The sequence below is a fragment of the Streptomyces rubradiris genome (assembly GCF_016860525.1).
Lineage (GTDB): Bacteria > Actinomycetota > Actinomycetes > Streptomycetales > Streptomycetaceae > Streptomyces > Streptomyces rubradiris.
Genome location: NZ_BNEA01000001.1, coordinates 1758925 through 1776784, shown reverse-complemented (window position 1 = coordinate 1776784; position 17860 = coordinate 1758925). Strand labels below are relative to the sequence as shown.

Here is a 17860-nt window from a genome sequence, read left to right as displayed (position 1 = left end):
CTACACGGTGGTGCGGCGCAGCCCGGCCACCAGTTCCCGCACGATCGCCGCCCCGTTCAGCGTCAGTACCGACTCCGGGTGGAACTGGACGCCGGCGAAGCCGGGGCCGCGCAGGGCGTGCAGCTCGTCGTCGGGCGAGCGGCTCACCTCCACGCCGTGCGCGGCCAGTTCGCGGGCCGTCTGCTCGTCGCAGCGGGCGACGAAGCTGTTGTAGAAGCCGACGGTCTCGCTCCGCCCGAACAGGTCGATCACGGTCTGCGCCCCCTGGTACGGCACCCGCTTGCGGACGATGTCCAGGCCCAGCCCGGCCGCGATCAGCTCGTGCCCGAGGCAGACGCCGAGCACCCCGTGCGGGTGCGTCCCGGTCAGCTCGGCGGCCAGCTCGCGCAGGATCCGCATCTTGGGGTCGGCGAGGTCGCGCGGGTCGCCGGGGCCGGGCCCGAGGACGACCGGCCCGTCGTGGCCGAGCACCGCCGCGCGCAGCCCGGGCTCGTCGTAGCGCCGGACGGTCACCTCAAGCCCGCCCGAGCGCAGGACGTGCGCCAGCATCGCGGTGAAGGTGTCCTCGCCGTCCACCACCAGGGCGTGGCCCGCCAGGTCCGCGGACCGCTCCTGCATCCGCAGCCAGAACGGCGCGAGCCCGGCCCGCCGGCCGTCCAGCGCGGCCCGCACCCGGGGGTCGTCGGCCAGCCGGGGCCGCTCCCGCTCCGCCCGCGGCCGGGCGGGCCGCACCCCGAGGGCGGCCAGCACGCCCGCCGCCTTGGCGTGGGTCTCGGCGACCTCGCCGGCCGGGTCGGAGCCGCGTACCAGCGTCGCCCCGACCGGTACCCGCAGCCGGCCGTCGGCGCCGATGTCGGCGGTGCGGATCAGGATGGGCGAGTCGAGGGTCTGCGCGCCCCCGGCGTCCCGCCCGAGCAGGGCCAGCGCCCCCGCGTAGTACCCGCGCCCGGTGGGCTCGTACCGCTTGATGACCCGGCAGGCGTTCTGTACCGGCGACCCGGTCACCGTCGCCGCGAACATGGTCTCCCGCAGCACCTCCCGCGCGTCCAGCGAGGACTTCCCGCGCAGCTCGTACTCGGTGTGCGCGAGGTGCGCCATCTCCTTGAGCCGGGGGCCGACGACGACGCCGCCCATGTCGCCGACGGTGCACATCATCTTCAGCTCCTCGTCGACGACCATCGACAGCTCCTCGGTCTCCTTGGCGTCGGAGAGGAACGTCAGCAGGTCCTTGGGGGTGGGCCCCCCGGCCGGATAGCGGTACGTGCCGCTGATCGGGTTCATGACGACCGTGCCGCCGTTCATCCGCACGTGCACCTCGGGGCTCGCGCCCACCAGCGTCCGCTCCCCGGTGTGCACCACGAACGTCCAGTACGCGCCCCGCTCGGCCACCAGCAGCCGCCGGAACAGCGCGAGCGCGTCCGCGCGGCCGAAGCCGGGGACGCGGCCCTCGTACGTGCGCCGGATCACGAAGTTCGCGCCCTCGCCCCGGCCGATCTCCTCGCGCAGCACCCGGCCGACGATCTCGCCGTACTCGTCGTCGGCCACGTCGAAGCCGCCGTCCTCGACCCGCACCTCGTGCGCGGGCAGTTGGTCCAGCGCTTCGGCCAGCGGGAGTTCGCAGGACTCCTCGGGGGTGAGCACCAGCAGCGGGGTGCCGTCGTCGCGGACGTCGAAGCCGCGCTCGCCCAGTTGCCGGAACGGCACCAGGGCGAGCCCCTCGTCGGGCAGGCCGGCCAGCTTCTCCCGCCGGGTCACCGGGCCGATCAGCACCTCCACCAGCTGCTCGTCGCGGCCCGGGGTGCGGCGGCGGAGCAGGGCGAAGGGGCGGTCGTCGTGCGCGAGCCGTGCCAGGTCCATGGGTTCCTCGTTCCGTCGGTGTCGGTGAGGAACGGCCCCGGAAACGCCGAAGGCCGCCCCTCGGGCGGCCTTCGCGAAGTCGTCGTACGCGCGATCAGTGGGCCGCCGGATGAGCGGTCCACCACCAGTTCTGGGTCGAAAGCGCGAACATGCCGGAGACCATAGGGCTCTCGCGGGGCCCGTGTCCACCGGGGCGCGCGCTCGGTGAGCCACGTGCGGCTCGCACCTCCCCGCCTCCGCGGGGGCCGGGCGCCGGGTCCACGGGATCCGGCGTCCCAGAGTTTGGGCGCGGGACCGACACCGCGCACGCAGCCCTTAGTCTGGGTGCGTGAACGCAAACGCCTCCATCGTCGACATGAACACCTGGCGAGACCTCCCGGCGGCACAGCAGCCGGAGTATCCGGACCAGGAAGCTGTCCGTAAGGTGATCACCGAACTGGAGAGCTTCCCGCCGCTCGTCTTCGCGGGCGAGTGCGACCAGCTGCGCGCCCGGATGGCGGCCGTCGCCAAGGGAGAGGCGTTCCTCCTCCAGGGCGGCGACTGCGCGGAGGCCTTCGACGGCGTGTCCGCCGACCAGATCCGCAACAAGCTGAAGACGCTGCTCCAGATGGGCGCCGTCCTGACCTACGCGGCCTCCGTGCCCGTGGTGAAGGTCGGCCGCATCGCGGGGCAGTACTCCAAGCCGCGCTCCAAGCCGACCGAGACCCGCGACGGCGTGACGCTGCCGGTGTACCGGGGCGACTCCGTCAACGGCTTCGACTTCACCGAGGCCAGCCGCATCCCGGACCCGGAGCGGCTCAAGCGCATGTACCACGCGTCGGCGTCCACGCTGAACCTGGTGCGCGCCTTCACCACCGGCGGCTACGCCGACCTGCGCCAGGTGCATGCCTGGAACCAGGACTTCGTGCGCACCTCGCCGTCCGGCCAGCGCTACGAGCAGCTCGCGCGCGAGATCGACAACGCGCTGAACTTCATGCACGCCTGCGGGGCGGACCCGGAGGAGTTCAAGACCGTCGAGTTCTACTCCTCGCACGAGGCACTGCTGCTGGACTACGAGACCGCCCTCACCCGGGTCGACTCGCGCACCGGGCAGCTGTACGACGTCTCCGCGCACATGGTGTGGATCGGTGAGCGCACCCGGCAGCTGGACCACGCGCACATCGAGTTCGCCTCGCGGATCCGCAACCCGATCGGCATCAAGCTCGGCCCGACCACCACGGCCGAGGACGCGCTGCAGTACATCGAGCGCCTCGACCCCGAGCGGGAGCCGGGCCGGCTGACCTTCATCGTCCGGATGGGCGCCGACAAGATCCGCGACAAGCTCCCCGACCTGGTCGAGAAGGTCACGGCGTCCGGGGCGACGGTGGCCTGGGTGACCGACCCGATGCACGGCAACACCTTCGAGGCGGCCTCCGGGCACAAGACCCGCCGCTTCGACGACGTGCTCGACGAGGTCAAGGGCTTCTTCGAGGTCCACAAGGAGCTCGGCACCCACCCGGGTGGCATCCACGTGGAGCTGACCGGCGACGACGTCACCGAGTGCGTGGGCGGCGGCGACGAGATCTTCGTGGACGACCTGCACCAGCGCTACGAGACGGCCTGCGACCCCCGGCTGAACCGCAGCCAGTCGCTGGACCTGGCGTTCCTCGTGGCCGAGATGTACCGGGACCAGTGACCGGCGGCCGATGAGCCACCCTGGGGCGCGGATCACACCCGATCCGCGCCCCAGCCGCTTTCCCGGGTGCCAGCGCGTGGGTAAGGTTAGGTTTGCCTCACCGGAACGGGGAGTGCATGGACCAGCGAACCCCTCGGGGAGGTGAACCCGCGTGTACGTCTGCAGTTGCTTCGGCATCACCGAGGACCAGGTGAAGCAGCACGCGGAGAACGGCGCCTGCACCCCGCGCCAGATCGCCTCCGCCTGCAAGGCGGGCACCGACTGCGGCGGCTGTGTCCGGCGCATCCAGGCCCTGCTCGGCCGCGGCGCCTGCCCGCGCCGGGAACTGATCGACCAGCGGGCCCCGGCCCTGGTACGGCTGGACGACGCGGCCTAGCCGTTCGCGTCCGGGGCTGCCCGCGCGGTGGCTCAGTGGGTGGAGAAGCCGCCCGTGCCCGGACCGGAGGAGTCCGGCTGGCTCTGCTCGACCACGGTCGACAGGTAGAGCGCCTCGCCCAGCTTGTCCACCAGCTCCAGCTGGGTGTCCAGGTAGTCGATGTGGTGTTCCTCGTCGGCCAGGATCGCCTCGAAGACGTTGGCCGACGTGATGTCGTCCTTCTCCCGCATCAGCTGCACGCCCCGGCGCAGCCGGTCGATGGCCTCGACCTCGACCTGCCGGTCCGCCTGGAACATCTCGGTCACCGTCTGCCCGACCCGCACATGGAACAGCCGCTGGTAGTTGGGCAGGCCGTCCAGGAGCAGGATGCGGTCGGTGAGGATCTCGGCGTGCCGCATCTCGTCGAACGACTCCGCCCGGGTGTACCGCGCGAGCTTGGTCCATCCCTTGTGGTCCTGGAGCTTGGCGTGCAGGAAGTACTGGTTGATCGCGGTCAGCTCGGCGGTCAGCTGTTCGTTCAGCAGTTCGATGACCTCGGGGTCGCCTTGCATGGGGTGGACTCCTTCCAGGTGGACCGGCCCGATAGCGCCGCATGATTGCACCGGCGGAGAAGATCGTCCAGTAAGTGCGTACTTAGTAAGTAAGAACTGAGTTGTAGGCAATTGTCCCATTCGGGGGTGGGTGGTCAGGGGCACTGTCCGGGGTCTGTCAGGATGGATACATGGGTCATCCGGTGGAGCGCGAGTCTGGGGCGGCGGCGGGGTCCGAGCTTCCGCCGGGTCAGCGGCTCCAGCGGGGCTGGCCGGTCACGCACTACGGACCCGTGCCGAAGTTCCGGCCCGAGCGCTGGGAGTTCCGGGTCTTCGGCGCCACCGCCGACGGCGGCAAGCACACCTGGACGCACGAGGAGTTCACGGCCCTGCCGTACACCACGGTGGTGGCCGACCTGCACTGCGTGACGAAGTACAGCATGCTCGGCGCGGAGTGGGGCGGCGTCCCGGCGAGCGCCGTCCTGGACCTCGCGCCGCCGGCGCCGGACGTCACCCATGTGATGGTCTGGGCGGAGTACGGCTTCAGCTCGAATCTGCGGCTGTCGGACTTCCGCTCCGAGCGGACCATCTTCGCCACCCACAAGGGCGGCGAGCTGCTCACCGCCGAGCACGGCTTCCCGGTCCGCCTGATCGTGCCCCACCTGTACGCGTGGAAGGGCCCGAAGTGGGTCCGGGGCGTGGAGTACATGACCGCCGACCGCCGCGGCTTCTGGGAGGAGCGCGGCTACCACAACATCGGCGACCCCTGGAAGGAACAGCGCTACTCCTACCAGGAGGAGCCCGGGGACGGCCCCGAGCTCTGAACTCCCGGCGTCGCGGTGCTCAGTGGTGGTACTGGTGCACCACCGCGTGCCCCTTGCCCCGGCCGATCGTCCACTTGTTGACCGGGGTGGTCACCAGGAAGGCGACCGCCAGCGACACGGCGAGCGAGACCCAGAACAGCGCGTCGCCCAGCATGGCGTCCATCGCCGACGGCCAGATCAGGATCACGCCGTTGTCGATCAGCTCCATCACCGCGATGGACAGGGTGTCCGCCGCCAGCGCCACCCGGAAGGCCGTACGGAAGTCGACGCCGGCCCGCAGCACCCCGCGCAGGGTGAGCGAGTAGCCGAAGAAGAAGGCCAGCGCGATCGCGAGCAGCATGGTCGGCAGGTTGCCCCAGCCGAGCGCCGTGCCGAGGATCATGCCCAGCACCTCGCCGACGGCGCAGCCGGTCAGGCAGTGCAGCGTGGCCCGGGCGGCCATGGACCAGGTGGCGGCGGGGGTGTGGTGGTGCCCCTGGTGTCCGTGCTGCCCCTGGTCCGTGTGCTGGTGGGCGTGGTGGTGTCCGTGTTCCGCGTGTGCTTCGTGCCGCATGACTGCCCCCATGTCAGGTGGTGGTTCCCGCACCGAGCGGGAACCGTATACCCCTCGGGGGTATTCCCGGTCAGCTGTCGCGGAGTTTCTTCAGCCGCTCCACGTCCGCCGCGTGCCCCTCCTTGCCGCCGGGCGTCTCGATCACCAGCGGCACGCCCTCGGTCGCGGGGTGGGTCATGAGGGCCCGGAACGGGTCCTCGCCGATGTGGCCGGCGCCGATGTTCGCGTGCCGGTCCTTGTGCGCGCCCACCACGTCCTTGGAGTCGTTGGCGTGGATCAGCTTCAGCCGGCCCGCGCCTACGGTCTCCACCAGCAGGTCCAGCGTCTGGTGCATGCCGCTCGGCCCGGTCAGGTCGTGCCCGGCGGCGAACACATGGCAGGTGTCCAGGCACACGCCCAGCTTCGGGTGGGCGTCCAGCGCCTCGAAGTACGGGCCGAGGTCCCAGGTGCGCGAGCACAGCGAGGCGCCCTGCCCGGCCGTCGACTCCAGCAGCAGGAACGGGTCGTCGTCGTGGGTCAGCTCGTCCAGCAGCGGCAGCAGGTGCTCGCGCACCTGCTTCAGCGCCACCTCCCGGGTCCGGCCGCCGGTCGCGCTCCCGGTGTGCACCACCACACCGAGCGCGCCGATCTCCCGCCCGCGCCGCAGCGAGTGCCGCAGCGACTCCACCGACCGCTCCACGGTCGCCTCGGTGTGCGAGCCGAAGTTGATCAGATACGGGGCGTGCACGTACGCCGGGATCGACTCCTCGGCGCAGGCCGCGCGGAACGCCTCGTCCTGCCGGGGGTTCCCGGCGGGCGTGGCCCAGCCGCGCGGGTTGGCGACGAAGACCTGCACGGTCTCCGCCTTCAGGTCGCGGGCGTAGGACAGCCCGACGGAGTGCAGACCGCCGGCCACCGGGACATGGCTGCCGACGGGGTTGCGGGGGAGGGAGGACTGAACGGGACTCACCCGTTCAGGGTGTCATGTCCGCCCCCGCACCCGGACCGGGCCCGGCGGTGAGACCGGTCACCGGACGTGAGCCGCGGTGTGACCGGCCGTCGGACGGTGATCGACGGCGAGCCCGGTCACCGGATGGTGATCGGCGTGGCGAGTCCGGTCACCGGATGGTGATCTTGATCGTGGAGCCCTTGGGAGCCTCGTCGCCGCCCTCCACCGACTGCTTCTTCACGGTGTCACCGAACAGCCCGAGCAGCCCGCGGTCCTCCTTCACCTCGAAGCCCGCCTCCTCCAGGGCGTCGCGGGCGTCGTCCACGCTGTCGCCGACCACGTCCGGGACCTCCACCATCTCCGGGCCCTCGGACAGCGTCAGCGTCACCGTGTCGCCCTCGGCGGCCTCGCTTCCCTCGTCCGGGGTCTGCGCGGCCACGGTGCCCTTGTCGTAATCGGAGGAGTGGATCCGCTCGGCGGACACCTTCACCTTCAGCCCGGCCTCGGTCAGCTCGTCCCGGGCGCTGTCCAGGTCCTCGCCGGTGACGTCCGGCACGTCGACGGGGCTGCCCTTGCTGACGGTCAGCGCGATCGCCGAGCCCGCGTGCCGCTTCGTACCCGCGTCCGGCGTCGTACGGACCACCGAGCCCGCCGGCACGTCCTCGCTGAACTCGCGGGTCACCATGCCCGGCTCCAGACCGTCCGCCTTCAGCCGCGCCCGCGCCTTCGCCAGGGTCTGCCCCTCCACGTTCGGCACGTTCACCGTCTCCGGGCCCAGCGACACGGTCAGCGTGACCTTGCCGTGGTCCCGTATCCGCGCGCCGGGCGCCGGTTCGGAGCCGATCACCGTGCCCCGCTCGACCGTGTCGCTGTAGGCCCGCTTGACCTGGCCGACGTCCAGCCCGGCCGACTCCAGCCGGTCCCGCGCCTGCGCCTCGGTCTTCGCCAGCAGCGGCGGCACCTTGGTGAACTGGCCGGAGTTGATGTACCAGACCCCGGCGCCCACGCCGAGCACCACCAGCACGGCCACGACCAGCGCCAGCACCGAGCGCGGGGGCCGGGCCGGGCGCCGGCGGGGCGGCACGGGCGGGGTCTGCAGCCGGGCGGTGCGGTCGACACCGTCCGCGCCGGGGTCCTCGGGCAGGTCCCCGCCGACCGGCCGGGGCCGGGGCACGGTCAGCGCGCGCGGGATCACGCTCGTACGGTCCTCGGCGTTGTCGTGCTCCGCGGTCAGCGCCTGCGGCGGCAGCGCGTCCAGCTGCTCCTCGGTCAGCGTCAGCCGGGCCCCGCGCGCCTGGGCGAGCAGCGCCACCGCGTCCTCGGGCCGGTCCTCGCGGGCGCGCGCGGTGGCCGACGCCACCAGCTCGTCCAGCGCCCCCGGCAGCCCCGGCACCAGCGCCGAGGGCGGCGGCACGTCGGCGTGCAGGTGCTGGTAGAGCACCTGGGCGGGGGATTCCCCGGAGTACGGCTTGGCGCCCGTCAGCATCTCGTACAGCACCACCCCGCACGCGTACACGTCGACGCGCGGGTCCGTGGTGCCGTTCTCGATCTGCTCGGGCGCGAGGTAGGAGACGGTGCCGAGCACGGCGCCCGTCGTGCTGGTCACCGTGTCCACCGAGCGCACCAGCCCGAAGTCGGCCACCTTGACCCGGCCGTCGTCGCCGATCAGCACGTTCTCGGGCTTCATGTCCCGGTGCACGAACCCGGCCCGGTGCGCGGCGCCCAGCGCGGCCAGCACCGGCTCCAGGACGTCCAGCGCGGCCCGCGGCTGCACGGCGCCGCGCTCGCGCAGCACGTCCCGCAGGGTGCAGCCGGCGATGTACTCCATCGCCAGGTAGACGTACGACCCGTCGGTGCCCTGGTCGAAGACCTGCACCACGTTGGGGTGGTCGAGTCGGGCGACCGACTTGGCCTCCCGGATGAACCGCTCGACGAAGGCCCCGTCGGCGGCGAGCGCCGGGTGCATCACCTTCAGCGCGAGCACACGGTCCAGACGGGTGTCCATGGCCCGGTAGACCGTGGCCATCCCGCCCGCCGCGATCCGCGCGTCGACGCGGTACCGGCCGTCGAGCACCCGGCCGACGAGGGGGTCCTGAAGGGTCGTATCCACGCAGGCGAGTCTACGAGGACCCGCCCGGCGGGCCCGCCCGTCCGCCGGGTACCGCACCGGTACTGAAGCCGACCTGTGACGCGACACACGGGGAAAGCCGGGCCCACCGGGACTCAGAACGCCGGGCGCTCCGGGTCCAGCCGGGCCAGCCCCTCGGCCGGAGACGACGCCTCGGCGAGGTACCTGCGCGGGATCCGGCCCGCCAGCCGGGCCTGCCGGCCCCCCTCCACCGCGAGCCTCATGGCGGACGCCATCAGCTCCGGGTCCTGCGCCCGGGTCACCGCGGAGGCCAGCATCACCCCCGCGCACCCCAGCTCCATCGCCAGCGCCGCGTCGGACGCCGTACCGGCCCCCGCGTCCAGGATCACCGGCACGCGCGCCTGTTCCACGATCAGCTGGAAGTTGTGCGGGTTGCGGATGCCGAGCCCCGACCCGATCGGCGAGCCCAGCGGCATGACGGCGGCGCACCCCACGTCCTCCAGCCTGCGCGCCAGCACCGGGTCGTCGTTGCAGTACGGCAGCACCGTGAAGCCCTCGTCGACCAGCGTCTCCGCCGCCTCCAGCGTCTCCACCGGGTCCGGCAGCAGCGTCCGCTCGTCGGCGATGACCTCCAGCTTGACCAGGTCCGTGCCCAGCGCCTCCCGGGCCAGCCGGGCGGTCAGCACGGCCTCGCCCGCGGTGTAGCAGCCCGCCGTGTTCGGCAGCACCCGGATGCCCAGCTTCTCCAGCACCGACAGCACCGAGCCGTGCACCGAGGGGTCCACCCGGCGCATCGCCACGGTCGTCAGCTCCGTGCCGGAGGCGACCAGGGCCCGCTGAAGCACATCCAGGCTGGGCGCCCCGCCCGTGCCCATGATCAGCCGGGAGGAGAAGGCGAGGTCTCCGAGGACCAGAGGATCGTCGGCCATGGTTCAGCCTCCCTGTACGGCGGTGAGGACTTCTACGCGGTCGCCCTCGGCGAGCGCGGTCGTCGCCCACTGCGCGCGCGGGACGACGGTCTCGTTGACGGCGGCGGCCACCCCGCGCGGCGCCGCCGTGAGGGTCCGCACCAGCGCGTCCAGCGCGGTGCCCGGGGCGACACGGCGGGGCTCGCCGTTGACGGAGATGGTGACGGGGAGGCTCATACGGGCTGCTCCAGCTGTTCCGTGCGGGCGGCGCCGAAGCGCCGGGGAGTGAACGGACGTGCCTCTTCGGGAAGCTCACCGGTGACCAGGGCGTGCGCCAGCACGTCCCCGGTGACCGGCGTCAGCAGCACCCCGTTGCGGTAGTGCCCGGTCGCCAGCAGCAGCCCGGCCAGGTCGGACGGGCCGAGCAGCGGCGCGTTGTCGGGGGAGCCGGGGCGCAGCCCGGCCCGGGTCTCGGTGAGCGGCAGCTCGGTGATGCCGGGCACCAGCTCGTGGGCGTCGCGCAGCAGCTCGTACACGCCCCCGGCGGTGACCGTGGTGTCCCAGCCCTGCTCCTCGCTGGTGGCGCCGACGACCAGTTCCCCGTTCTCCCGGGGCACCAGGTACAGCGGGCCGCCGCGCACCACCGCCCGTACCGTCCGGCTCAGGAACGGCGTGTACCGGGGCGGCACGGTCAGCCGCAGCACCTGGCCCTTGACCGGCCGCACCGGAGGCAGCACCTCCCGCGGCACGCCCGCGAGGCGCCCGCTCAGGCTGCCCGCGGCGAGCACCACCCGCTCCGCGCGCAGCTCGGTGCCGTCGGCCGTGGTGACACCGACGGCCCGGTCCCCGGCCACGTCCAGGCGCCCGGCCCGGACGCGGTGGAACACCACACCGGACCGCTCGCAGGCCACGACCAGGGCCGCCGCCAGCCGGCGCGGATCGATCTGGTGGTCACCGTCGACCCGCAGCCCGCCGCGCACCCCCGGCGCCAGCATCGGCTCCAGGCGCCGGCACTCCCGCCCGGACAGCCACTGCGACTCCAGGCCGTGGCGCTGCTGGAGGGCGTGCAGTTCGCGCAGGTGGGCGCGGTCGTCGGAGTCCAGCGCGACGGCGAGGGTGCCGCAGCGGCGGTAGCCGAGGTCGTGACCGGTCAGCTCGGTCAGCTCGGCCGCGAACGCCGGATAGCGGCGCGCGGACGTCAGGTTCAGGCCGAGCAGCGTCTCCTCGCCGTAGTGCAGCTCGGTGACCGCGGCCAGCATCCCGGCCGCCACCTGCGCGGCCCCGCCCCCGGGCGCGGGGTCCACGACGGCCGTGGCGAGCCCGCGCTGCGCCGCGCGCCAGGCCGTGACCAGGCCGATGATTCCGCCCCCGATGACGAGGACGTCGGACGTACGTGAGGACATGGGCGGTGAGCCCCTCCCTTCGCCGGCATGACCCGGATCAGGTTCGTACGGTCGGAGGCCGCGAGCCTCCCTCTCAGCCCGGTCGTCCGGGCTCCCGCGAGTGCTTGTACGGTGGCCACCCTAGCCCGCCGCCCGCCTCACCCGTAAGGGAGCCCCGGTCCATGGCCCGTTCGCTCGACGGACTCTTCTTCGCCCCCGTGTCGGACCAGGCCCCGGGGCAGGTGGGCACCCGCACCCGGTTCGCCTACCACGAGCAAGGCGGCGCGGTCTGGGCCGAGTACGCGGGCGGTGACGTGGTACGCGGCCATCTGGTCGGCACCCGCGAGGGGGACCGGCTGGACTTCCGGTACGTGCAGCTGAGGACCGACGGGACGACCGCCTCCGGGCACTGCGTGTCCACGGTCGAGGAGCTGGCGGACGGGCGGCTGCGGCTGGCGGAGACCTGGGAGTGGGAGTCCGCGCCGGGCTCCGGCACCAGCGTTGTGGAGCAGGTCACCGAGCACGCCCGCTGACTGACGTTCCGTCATGTGTCTATGGTGATCGCGTGAGCGAGCAGACACCGCACGAAGGCACGGCACAGCGACGGCGCGTGGTCGTCGTCGGCGCGGGCATGGCCGGGGTGCAGACCGCGGTCGCCCTGCGGGAACAGGGCTTCAAGGGCCCGGTGACCGTCATCGGCGCCGAACCGCACCAGCCGTACGACCGGCCGCCGCTGTCGAAGGCGGTGCTGCTGGGCACCGCCGAGGGCTCCGCCTTCGACGTGGACTTCGAGTCCCTCGGCGTCGAACTGCGGCTCGGCTGCGAGGTGCACGGCCTCAGACCCGGCGCGCGCGAGCTGGACACCGAGCACGGCGTGGTGCCCTACGACGTCCTCGTCCTGGCCACCGGCGCCGAACCGGTCACCCTGCCCGGCGCCGAGGGCGTGCCCGGCACGCACCTGCTGCGCACCCTGGACGACGCCGCGCGGCTGCGCCCCGTCCTCGCCCGGCAGCACGACATCGTGGTGGTGGGCGCCGGCTGGATCGGCGCCGAGTTCGCCACCGCCGCCCGCGAGGCCGGCTGCGCGGTCACCGTAGTGGAGGCCGCCGGCCAGCCGCTGGCCGGCGCCCTGCCCGCCGAGGTCGCCGCCCCGATGGCCGCCTGGTACGCCGACGCGGGCGTCACCCTGCGCACCCACGCGCGCGTGGACCGCGTCGAGCCCGGAGCGGTGCTGCTCGCCGACGGCACCCGGCTGCCCGCGGGCGCCGTCGTCGTCGGCATCGGCGCCCGCCCCGCCACCGCCTGGCTGGCCGGCTCCGGCGTCGAGCTGGGCGCGCACGGCGAGGTCCTCGCCGACGACCGGCTGCGCACCTCGGTACCGGACGTGTACGCCGTCGGCGACTGCGCGTCCTTCCCCTCGGCCCGCTACGGCGAACGGCTCCTCGTCCACCACTGGGACAACGCCCTCCAGGGCCCGCGCACGGTCGCCGCGGACATCCTCGGCGAGACACCGGCGGTCTACGACCCGGTGCCCTACTTCTGGTCGGAGCAGTTCGGCCGGTTCGTGCAGTACGCCGGGCACCACGCGGCGGGCGACCGCATGGTCTGGCGCGGCGACCCGGCGGGCCCGTCCTGGACGGTGTGCTGGCTGTGCGAGGACCGCCTGGTGGCCCTGCTGGCCGTCGGCCGCCCCCGCGACCTGGCCCAGGGCCGCCGCCTGATCGAGGCGGGCCGGACCATGGACGCCGAGGCCCTGGCGGACCCGGCCCGGCCGCTGAAGAACGCCACGGCCGACTGACCACGCCGCCTCGGGGGCACCCGTCTCCGGCGCCCGACCAGCCACAACGCACCCGCGGACGGCCGACGACACATCGCGGCGGAACCCGCGGAGCGCCTACCCTGGGTGCTGTGACCGAGATTGACGCAAAGATCGATGCTCTCGTCCCCGAGTGGCTCACCCTTCCCGACATCGCCGAGATGCTCGGCGTCGAGGTGACGCGCGTGAGGCAGCTGGTCAAGGAGGGCCAGCTCATCGCCGTACGCCGGGGTGAGAACAGGGCGCTGCACGTGCCCGCCGCCTTCATCGACGGGGACAAGGTGGTCAAGGGCCTGTCCGGGACCCTGACGCTGCTGCGGGACGACGGCTTCACGGTCGAAGAGATGATCGAGTGGCTCTTCACCCCCGACCCCAGCCTGCCCGGCACCCCCGCGCAGGCCCTGAGCGAGAATCGCGGCACGGAGGTGAAGCGCCGCGCCCAGGCGCTCGCCGTCTGAGCCGACCCGGTACGAGGCTCGCTGTACGGGCCGAGTCGCGGTACGAGGCTCGCTGTACGGGCCGAGTCGCGGTACGAGAGGGTGTGCGGGCCGGCCGCCCGCACACCCGCCGCCGGGACCCGCGCCCGGACACCACCGCCGGAAACCACCAGGGACACCGACCACGGGGGGACCCACGCATGTCCGACACCGCCCGCGCCGCGCTCGCCGACGCCCGCCTGTACCTCTGCACGGACGCCCGCAAGCGCCAGGGCGACCTGCCCGAGTTCCTGGACGCCGTGCTGGCCGGCGGCGTCGACATCGTGCAGCTGCGCGACAAGGGCATGGAGGCCGCCGAGGAACTGGAGCACCTGGAGGTCTTCGCCGACGCCTGCGCCCGGCACGGCAAGCTGCTCGCGGTCAACGACCGGGCCGACGTCGCCCACGCCGCCCGCGCGGGCGTGCTGCACCTCGGCCAGGGCGACCTGCCGGTGCCCGCCGCCCGCGCGATCCTCGGCGACGAGGTGCTGATCGGCCGCTCCACGCACGCCGAGGAGGAGGCCGCCGCCGCGGCCGTCCAAGAGGGCGTGGACTACTTCTGCACCGGCCCCTGCTGGCCCACCCCCACCAAGCCCGGCCGCCACGCCCCCGGCCTCGGCCTGGTCCGGCACACCGCGGGCCTCGGCACCGACCGCCCCTGGTTCGCCATCGGCGGCATCGACCTGGGCAACCTCGACCAGGTGCTGGACGCGGGGGCCCGCCGGGTGGTCGTGGTGCGCGCCGTCACCGAGGCGGACGACCCCGGCGCGGCGGCGGCGGAGTTCGCCAAGCGGCTGCGGCAGGTCTAGCCACGACGCGGCTGTCCGGCCCCGCCGGGTCCGGAAACTGTCCAAGGGATGGACAGCGGTCCGACAATTCGGGCATATTTCCGAGGTGTGGTTGGGGGACCGTCCGCCCCTGGCTAACCTGCCCGTATGGCCCTCGGAACCCCGTCCACCAGGACTGATCGCGCACGCACCGTGCGCGACATGCTCGCCAGCGGCAAGACGACGTACTCGTTCGAGTTCTCCGCGCCGAAGACCCCCAAGGGCGAGCGGAACTTGTGGAGCGCGCTCCGGCGGGTCGAGGCGGTCGCCCCCGACTTCGTCTCCGTGACCTACGGTGCCGGCGGCTCCACCCGCGCGGGCACGGTCAAGGAGACCCAGCAGATCGTCGCCGACACGACGCTGACCCCGGTCGCCCACCTCACCGCGGTCGACCACTCCATCGCCGAGCTGCGCAACATCATCGGCCAGTACGCCGACGCCGGGATCCGCAACATGCTCGCCGTGCGCGGCGACCCGCCCGGCGACCCCATGGGCGAATGGGTGCCGCACCCCCGGGGCCTGACCTACGCCGCCGAACTCGTCCGGCTCATCAAGGAGTCGGGCGACTTCTGCGTGGGCGTCGCCGCGTTCCCCGAGATGCACCCGCGCTCGGCGGACTGGGACACCGACGTCGCGCACTTCGTGGACAAGTGCCGCGCGGGCGCCGACTACGCCATCACACAGATGTTCTTCCAGCCCGAGTCGTACCTGCGGCTGCGCGACCGCGTGGTGACCGCCGGCTGTGACACCCCGGTGATCCCGGAGATCCTGCCGGTCACGAGCGTGAAGATGCTGGAACGGTTGCCGAAACTCAGCAACGCCCGTTTCCCGGACGCCCTGAAAGAGCGGATCCTGGCGGCGAAGGACGATCCGGCGGCGGTACGCTCCATCGGTATCGAGTTCGCCACGGAGTTCTGCGCCCGGCTGCTGGCCGAGGGAGTGCCCGGACTGCACTTCATCACGCTGAACAACTCCACGGCGACCCTGGAGATCTACGAGAACCTGGGCCTGCACCAACCCCCGCGGGCCTAGACCGGCCGCACCGCGATAGGCCACACTGCGTAGCGGTCACTGGCAGTAGCGGTCATTGGGAGAGGGGCGTACATGGGCTGGGCGGTCCTCTACATCGCGTTCGGCGGCGTCGCGCTGTGGCTGCTGGGCGAGGTGCTGCTGCAATACAAGGCGCGGCTGCGCTGGCGGCTGCTGGCCTTCACCGGATTCCTCGGCGTCGTGATCGGCGTGCTGTTGCCCTCCGTGATCGTCATCGCGCTGGGCGCGATCGCCTTCGCGGTCGGTCAGACCTACGTCACGCTGTCGTTCCGCCGGGGCTTCGCCTCCGGCTGGGCGGTCCGCCGTCCCGGCCCGCAGGCCGGTGGTGGCGGCAGCAAGCGGCGCCGGGGGCGCGCGGGCCGGAAGGACCCGGCCGCGCGGGACACCGCGCCCGCCGTCCCGGAGGCCGCCCCCGCGTTCCCGGGGGCCGCCCAGGAGCCGTACGTCCCCGACCTGGAGGGCTACACCCCCGACCAGGTGACCTACGGCCCCGCCCAGGCGTCCGGCGACTTCGACGACGACCACGACGACGTCTTCACGCCCGCCGCGCCCCGCCCGGCCGAACCGGCCGCCGCCGAGACCACCGCCGTCCACGCCCCCCAGCCCGCCCCCGGGGACACCGGCGGCTACGGCGGCTACGGCACCCCCGGCCACCCGGCCCCCGACCCGCAGGCCCCCGCCTACGGCTACACCGGCTACGGCGCCCAGGACTACGGCTACGACACCGCCGACGGCCGGCAGGGATACGCCAACTACTCGGACCCCTACATCGGCAGCCGGCCCTACGCCGCCTACGACCATGACCCCGCCGGGCAGTACGGGCAGCAGCCGGGCCACCCCCAGGACCCGTACGCCCCCGCCGGGTACCCCGAGACCCCGCCGGGCGGGGTGTGGGTGCCGCAGCAGCGCACCGACGACGGCCACGGCGGCGAACTCCCGCCGGAGCAGCCCTACCCGCGGCAGCCGGGCGGGGCCGGCTACGACGAGCAGTACCGCTTCTGAGCCGCCCGGCCCGCGCTCACTGCGAGCCGCGGAACTCCGGGCCCTCCACGATCAGCCCGGCCACCAGCGCGCCCGACATCCCGGCGTGCGGCAGGCCGCCGCCCGGGTGGGACCAGCCGCCGACCCGGTACAGCCCGGGCAGCCGCGTGCTGTTCGCCGGGTGCAGGAAGCGGCCCCGGCCGGCCGCGAGCGAGGGCGCGGGCACGGTCCCCGCGCGGGCGCCCGTCTCCTCCTCGGCGGCGCCCGGTGCCCGCACCTCGTGCCACAGCAGCCGGTCGCGCAGCGCCGGTATCGCCCGCCCGGCGGCCTGAAGGAGCAGGTCCGTGTACCGGGCGACCGTGCGCTCGTCGTCCCAGGCGGCCCCCGCGGGCACCACGGCGGACAGCACCGCCGACTCGTGCCCGTCGTCGGGCCGGAGCGCGGGGTCGTCGGGGCGCAGCACGGTCACCGTCGGCATGGGCGGCACATCACCGCCCGGCGAGGCCAGGAAGTCCCACTCCCGCTCCGGGTCCGCCGGATGCACGACCGTGCGGTGCGCGGCACCGGGCTCCCGGGCGCCGCGCAGGGCGAGCAGCACGGTGAACCGGGCGGCCGCCGCGGCCCCCGGGTCGGCCCGCACGTCCTCCTCGCCGTCCAGCGGACGTTCCGTCAGCGCCCGCAGCCGGGCCGGGTGGACGTCCGCCACGACGTGGTCCGCCGCCACGACCGGGCCCCCGGCCGGCTCCACCCCCGCCGCCCGGCCGTCCTTCTCCACGATCCGGGTGACCTCGGCGCCGAAGACGAACTCCACCCGCCGCTCCAGGCACCGCTCGTACACCGCGCGCGCCAACTCCCGGATGCCCCCGCGCACATACCAGGTGCCGAAGGCGTGCTCCATGTACGGCAGCACCGCCGCGCTCGCCGGGGCGGTCCGGGGGTCCAGGCCATGGGCGAGCGCGTGGCCGGCCAGCAGGGCCGCCAGGCGCTCGTCCCGCAGCTCCCAGGCGCCGACCTCGGCCAGCGTCGCGGCCCGGCGCGTGCGCAGCAGCCGCTTGTGCGGCACCGCCGGATACGGCTCCTTGTCGGCCAGCACCCGCCAGTTCGGCCACAGCGGCTCTTCCAGCAGCGGCCGGCGGGTACGGTCCCATGCCTCGCGGGCCCGCACCAGGAAGTCACCCCAGCGCTCGCCCGCGCCCGCGCCCAGCGCCTCGTCCAGGGCCGCCACGACCCCCGCGCGCGTGGCGTTGGGCAGCGACACCCGGCTGCCGTCCGCGAAGACGTGCCGCGACGACGGGTCGACCTGGACCAGCTCGACGCGGTCCTCCAGCGGTGCCTTGCCGGTCTTGACGAACAGATCGCGGTACACCGCGGGCAGCGTGAGTAGTCCCGGGCCCGTGTCGAAGCCGAAGCCGTCCCGCTCGAACCGGCGCACCGCGCCGCCGTACGTCTCCGTACGCTCGTACACCACCACCCGGTGGCCCGCGACGGCCAGCCGGGCGGCAGCCGCCATCGCGCCCATCCCGGCGCCGATCACCGCAATCCGTGCCATGTCCGCGACTTTATCGACCGCCACCGACAATCCGGCCGC

The 17860-nt window shown here is 73.6% G+C and carries 19 protein-coding genes and 1 riboswitch; of the genes, 9 read left to right on the top strand and 10 right to left on the bottom strand.

What is annotated here, in order from left to right; translation table 11 throughout:
- Positions 1-1857, bottom strand: coding sequence for an anthranilate synthase family protein (locus Srubr_RS08225; protein ID WP_189996555.1), 1857 nt, complete (start codon positions 1855-1857; stop codon positions 1-3).
- A gap of 94 nt (positions 1858-1951) precedes the next feature.
- Complete coding sequence (locus tag Srubr_RS41825; RefSeq protein ID WP_078912442.1) at positions 1952-2008, bottom strand: trp operon leader peptide; 57 nt, start codon at positions 2006-2008, stop codon at positions 1952-1954.
- A gap of 204 nt (positions 2009-2212) precedes the next feature.
- On the opposite strand from Srubr_RS41825, the gene Srubr_RS08215 reads away from it, so the two are divergent.
- Together Srubr_RS08215 and Srubr_RS08210 are read left to right on the top strand one after the other, a co-directional pair.
- The gene (locus Srubr_RS08215; RefSeq protein WP_189996726.1) at positions 2213-3532 is read left to right on the top strand and encodes a class II 3-deoxy-7-phosphoheptulonate synthase; all 1320 of its coding nucleotides are present in this window, start codon (positions 2213-2215) and stop codon (positions 3530-3532) included.
- 151 nt (positions 3533-3683) lie between these two features.
- Entirely contained in the window at positions 3684-3908 is a 225-nt protein-coding gene (locus Srubr_RS08210; protein WP_030783354.1) for a (2Fe-2S)-binding protein, read from the top strand.
- A gap of 32 nt (positions 3909-3940) precedes the next feature.
- Here Srubr_RS08210 and bfr read toward each other — a convergent pair whose 3' ends face one another.
- Positions 3941-4459, bottom strand: a complete 519-nt coding sequence (bfr, locus tag Srubr_RS08205) for a bacterioferritin (RefSeq protein ID WP_189996557.1) — start codon at positions 4457-4459, stop codon at positions 3941-3943.
- 170 nt (positions 4460-4629) lie between these two features.
- Between bfr and Srubr_RS08200 the strand changes: the two genes are divergently transcribed.
- The gene (locus tag Srubr_RS08200) at positions 4630-5262 is read left to right on the top strand and encodes a sulfite oxidase-like oxidoreductase (RefSeq protein ID WP_189996558.1); all 633 of its coding nucleotides are present in this window, start codon (positions 4630-4632) and stop codon (positions 5260-5262) included.
- 19 nt (positions 5263-5281) lie between these two features.
- Here the strand turns inward: Srubr_RS08200 and Srubr_RS08195 are convergent, their stop codons facing one another.
- The 6 genes from Srubr_RS08195 to thiO form a co-directional block, all read right to left on the bottom strand.
- On the bottom strand, positions 5282-5815 hold the full coding sequence (locus tag Srubr_RS08195; protein WP_189996559.1) for a DUF4396 domain-containing protein: 534 nt from the start codon (positions 5813-5815) through the stop codon (positions 5282-5284).
- Positions 5816-5885: 70 nt separating this feature from the next.
- A complete protein-coding gene (locus tag Srubr_RS08190) occupies positions 5886-6764 on the bottom strand; it encodes a deoxyribonuclease IV (RefSeq protein WP_189996560.1) in 879 nt (292 codons plus the stop codon).
- Between the two features lie 148 nt (positions 6765-6912).
- On the bottom strand, positions 6913-8853 hold the full coding sequence (gene pknB / locus Srubr_RS08185; RefSeq protein WP_189996561.1) for a Stk1 family PASTA domain-containing Ser/Thr kinase: 1941 nt from the start codon (positions 8851-8853) through the stop codon (positions 6913-6915).
- Between the two features lie 113 nt (positions 8854-8966).
- On the bottom strand, positions 8967-9761 hold the full coding sequence (locus Srubr_RS08180) for a thiazole synthase (RefSeq protein ID WP_189996562.1): 795 nt from the start codon (positions 9759-9761) through the stop codon (positions 8967-8969).
- A 3-nt stretch (positions 9762-9764) separates the two neighbouring features.
- Positions 9765-9977 (bottom strand): sulfur carrier protein ThiS, encoded by a 213-nt coding sequence (gene thiS, locus Srubr_RS08175; RefSeq protein WP_189996563.1) that lies wholly within the window; start codon positions 9975-9977, stop codon positions 9765-9767.
- Positions 9974-11143, bottom strand: coding sequence for a glycine oxidase ThiO (gene thiO, locus Srubr_RS08170; protein WP_189996564.1), 1170 nt, complete (start codon positions 11141-11143; stop codon positions 9974-9976). The genes thiS and thiO overlap by 4 nt, the downstream gene beginning before the upstream one ends.
- Positions 11141-11251: riboswitch (TPP riboswitch) on the bottom strand. Its footprint overlaps the gene before it by 3 nt.
- Positions 11252-11304: 53 nt before the next feature.
- Between thiO and Srubr_RS08165 the strand changes: the two genes are divergently transcribed.
- The 6 genes from Srubr_RS08165 (at position 11305) to Srubr_RS08140 (ending at position 16293) form a co-directional block, all read left to right on the top strand.
- Positions 11305-11655, top strand: coding sequence for a hypothetical protein (locus tag Srubr_RS08165; protein ID WP_189996565.1), 351 nt, complete (start codon positions 11305-11307; stop codon positions 11653-11655).
- A gap of 32 nt (positions 11656-11687) precedes the next feature.
- Positions 11688-12920: an NAD(P)/FAD-dependent oxidoreductase gene (locus tag Srubr_RS08160; protein ID WP_189996566.1), complete on the top strand. Its 1233-nt coding sequence runs from the start codon at positions 11688-11690 to the stop codon at positions 12918-12920.
- 110 nt (positions 12921-13030) lie between these two features.
- Positions 13031-13396, top strand: a complete 366-nt coding sequence (locus tag Srubr_RS08155; protein WP_189996567.1) for an Rv2175c family DNA-binding protein — start codon at positions 13031-13033, stop codon at positions 13394-13396.
- Between the two features lie 179 nt (positions 13397-13575).
- Positions 13576-14223: a thiamine phosphate synthase gene (gene thiE / locus Srubr_RS08150; RefSeq protein ID WP_189996568.1), complete on the top strand. Its 648-nt coding sequence runs from the start codon at positions 13576-13578 to the stop codon at positions 14221-14223.
- 126 nt (positions 14224-14349) lie between these two features.
- Entirely contained in the window at positions 14350-15273 is a 924-nt protein-coding gene (gene metF / locus Srubr_RS08145) for a methylenetetrahydrofolate reductase [NAD(P)H] (RefSeq protein WP_189996569.1), read from the top strand.
- A 72-nt stretch (positions 15274-15345) separates the two neighbouring features.
- A complete protein-coding gene (locus tag Srubr_RS08140) occupies positions 15346-16293 on the top strand; it encodes a DUF1129 domain-containing protein (protein ID WP_189996570.1) in 948 nt (315 codons plus the stop codon).
- 16 nt (positions 16294-16309) lie between these two features.
- On the opposite strand, the gene Srubr_RS08135 is transcribed toward Srubr_RS08140, so the two are convergent.
- Positions 16310-17821, bottom strand: coding sequence for a phytoene desaturase family protein (locus Srubr_RS08135; RefSeq protein ID WP_189996571.1), 1512 nt, complete (start codon positions 17819-17821; stop codon positions 16310-16312).
- Between the last annotated feature and the right edge of the window lie 39 nt (positions 17822-17860).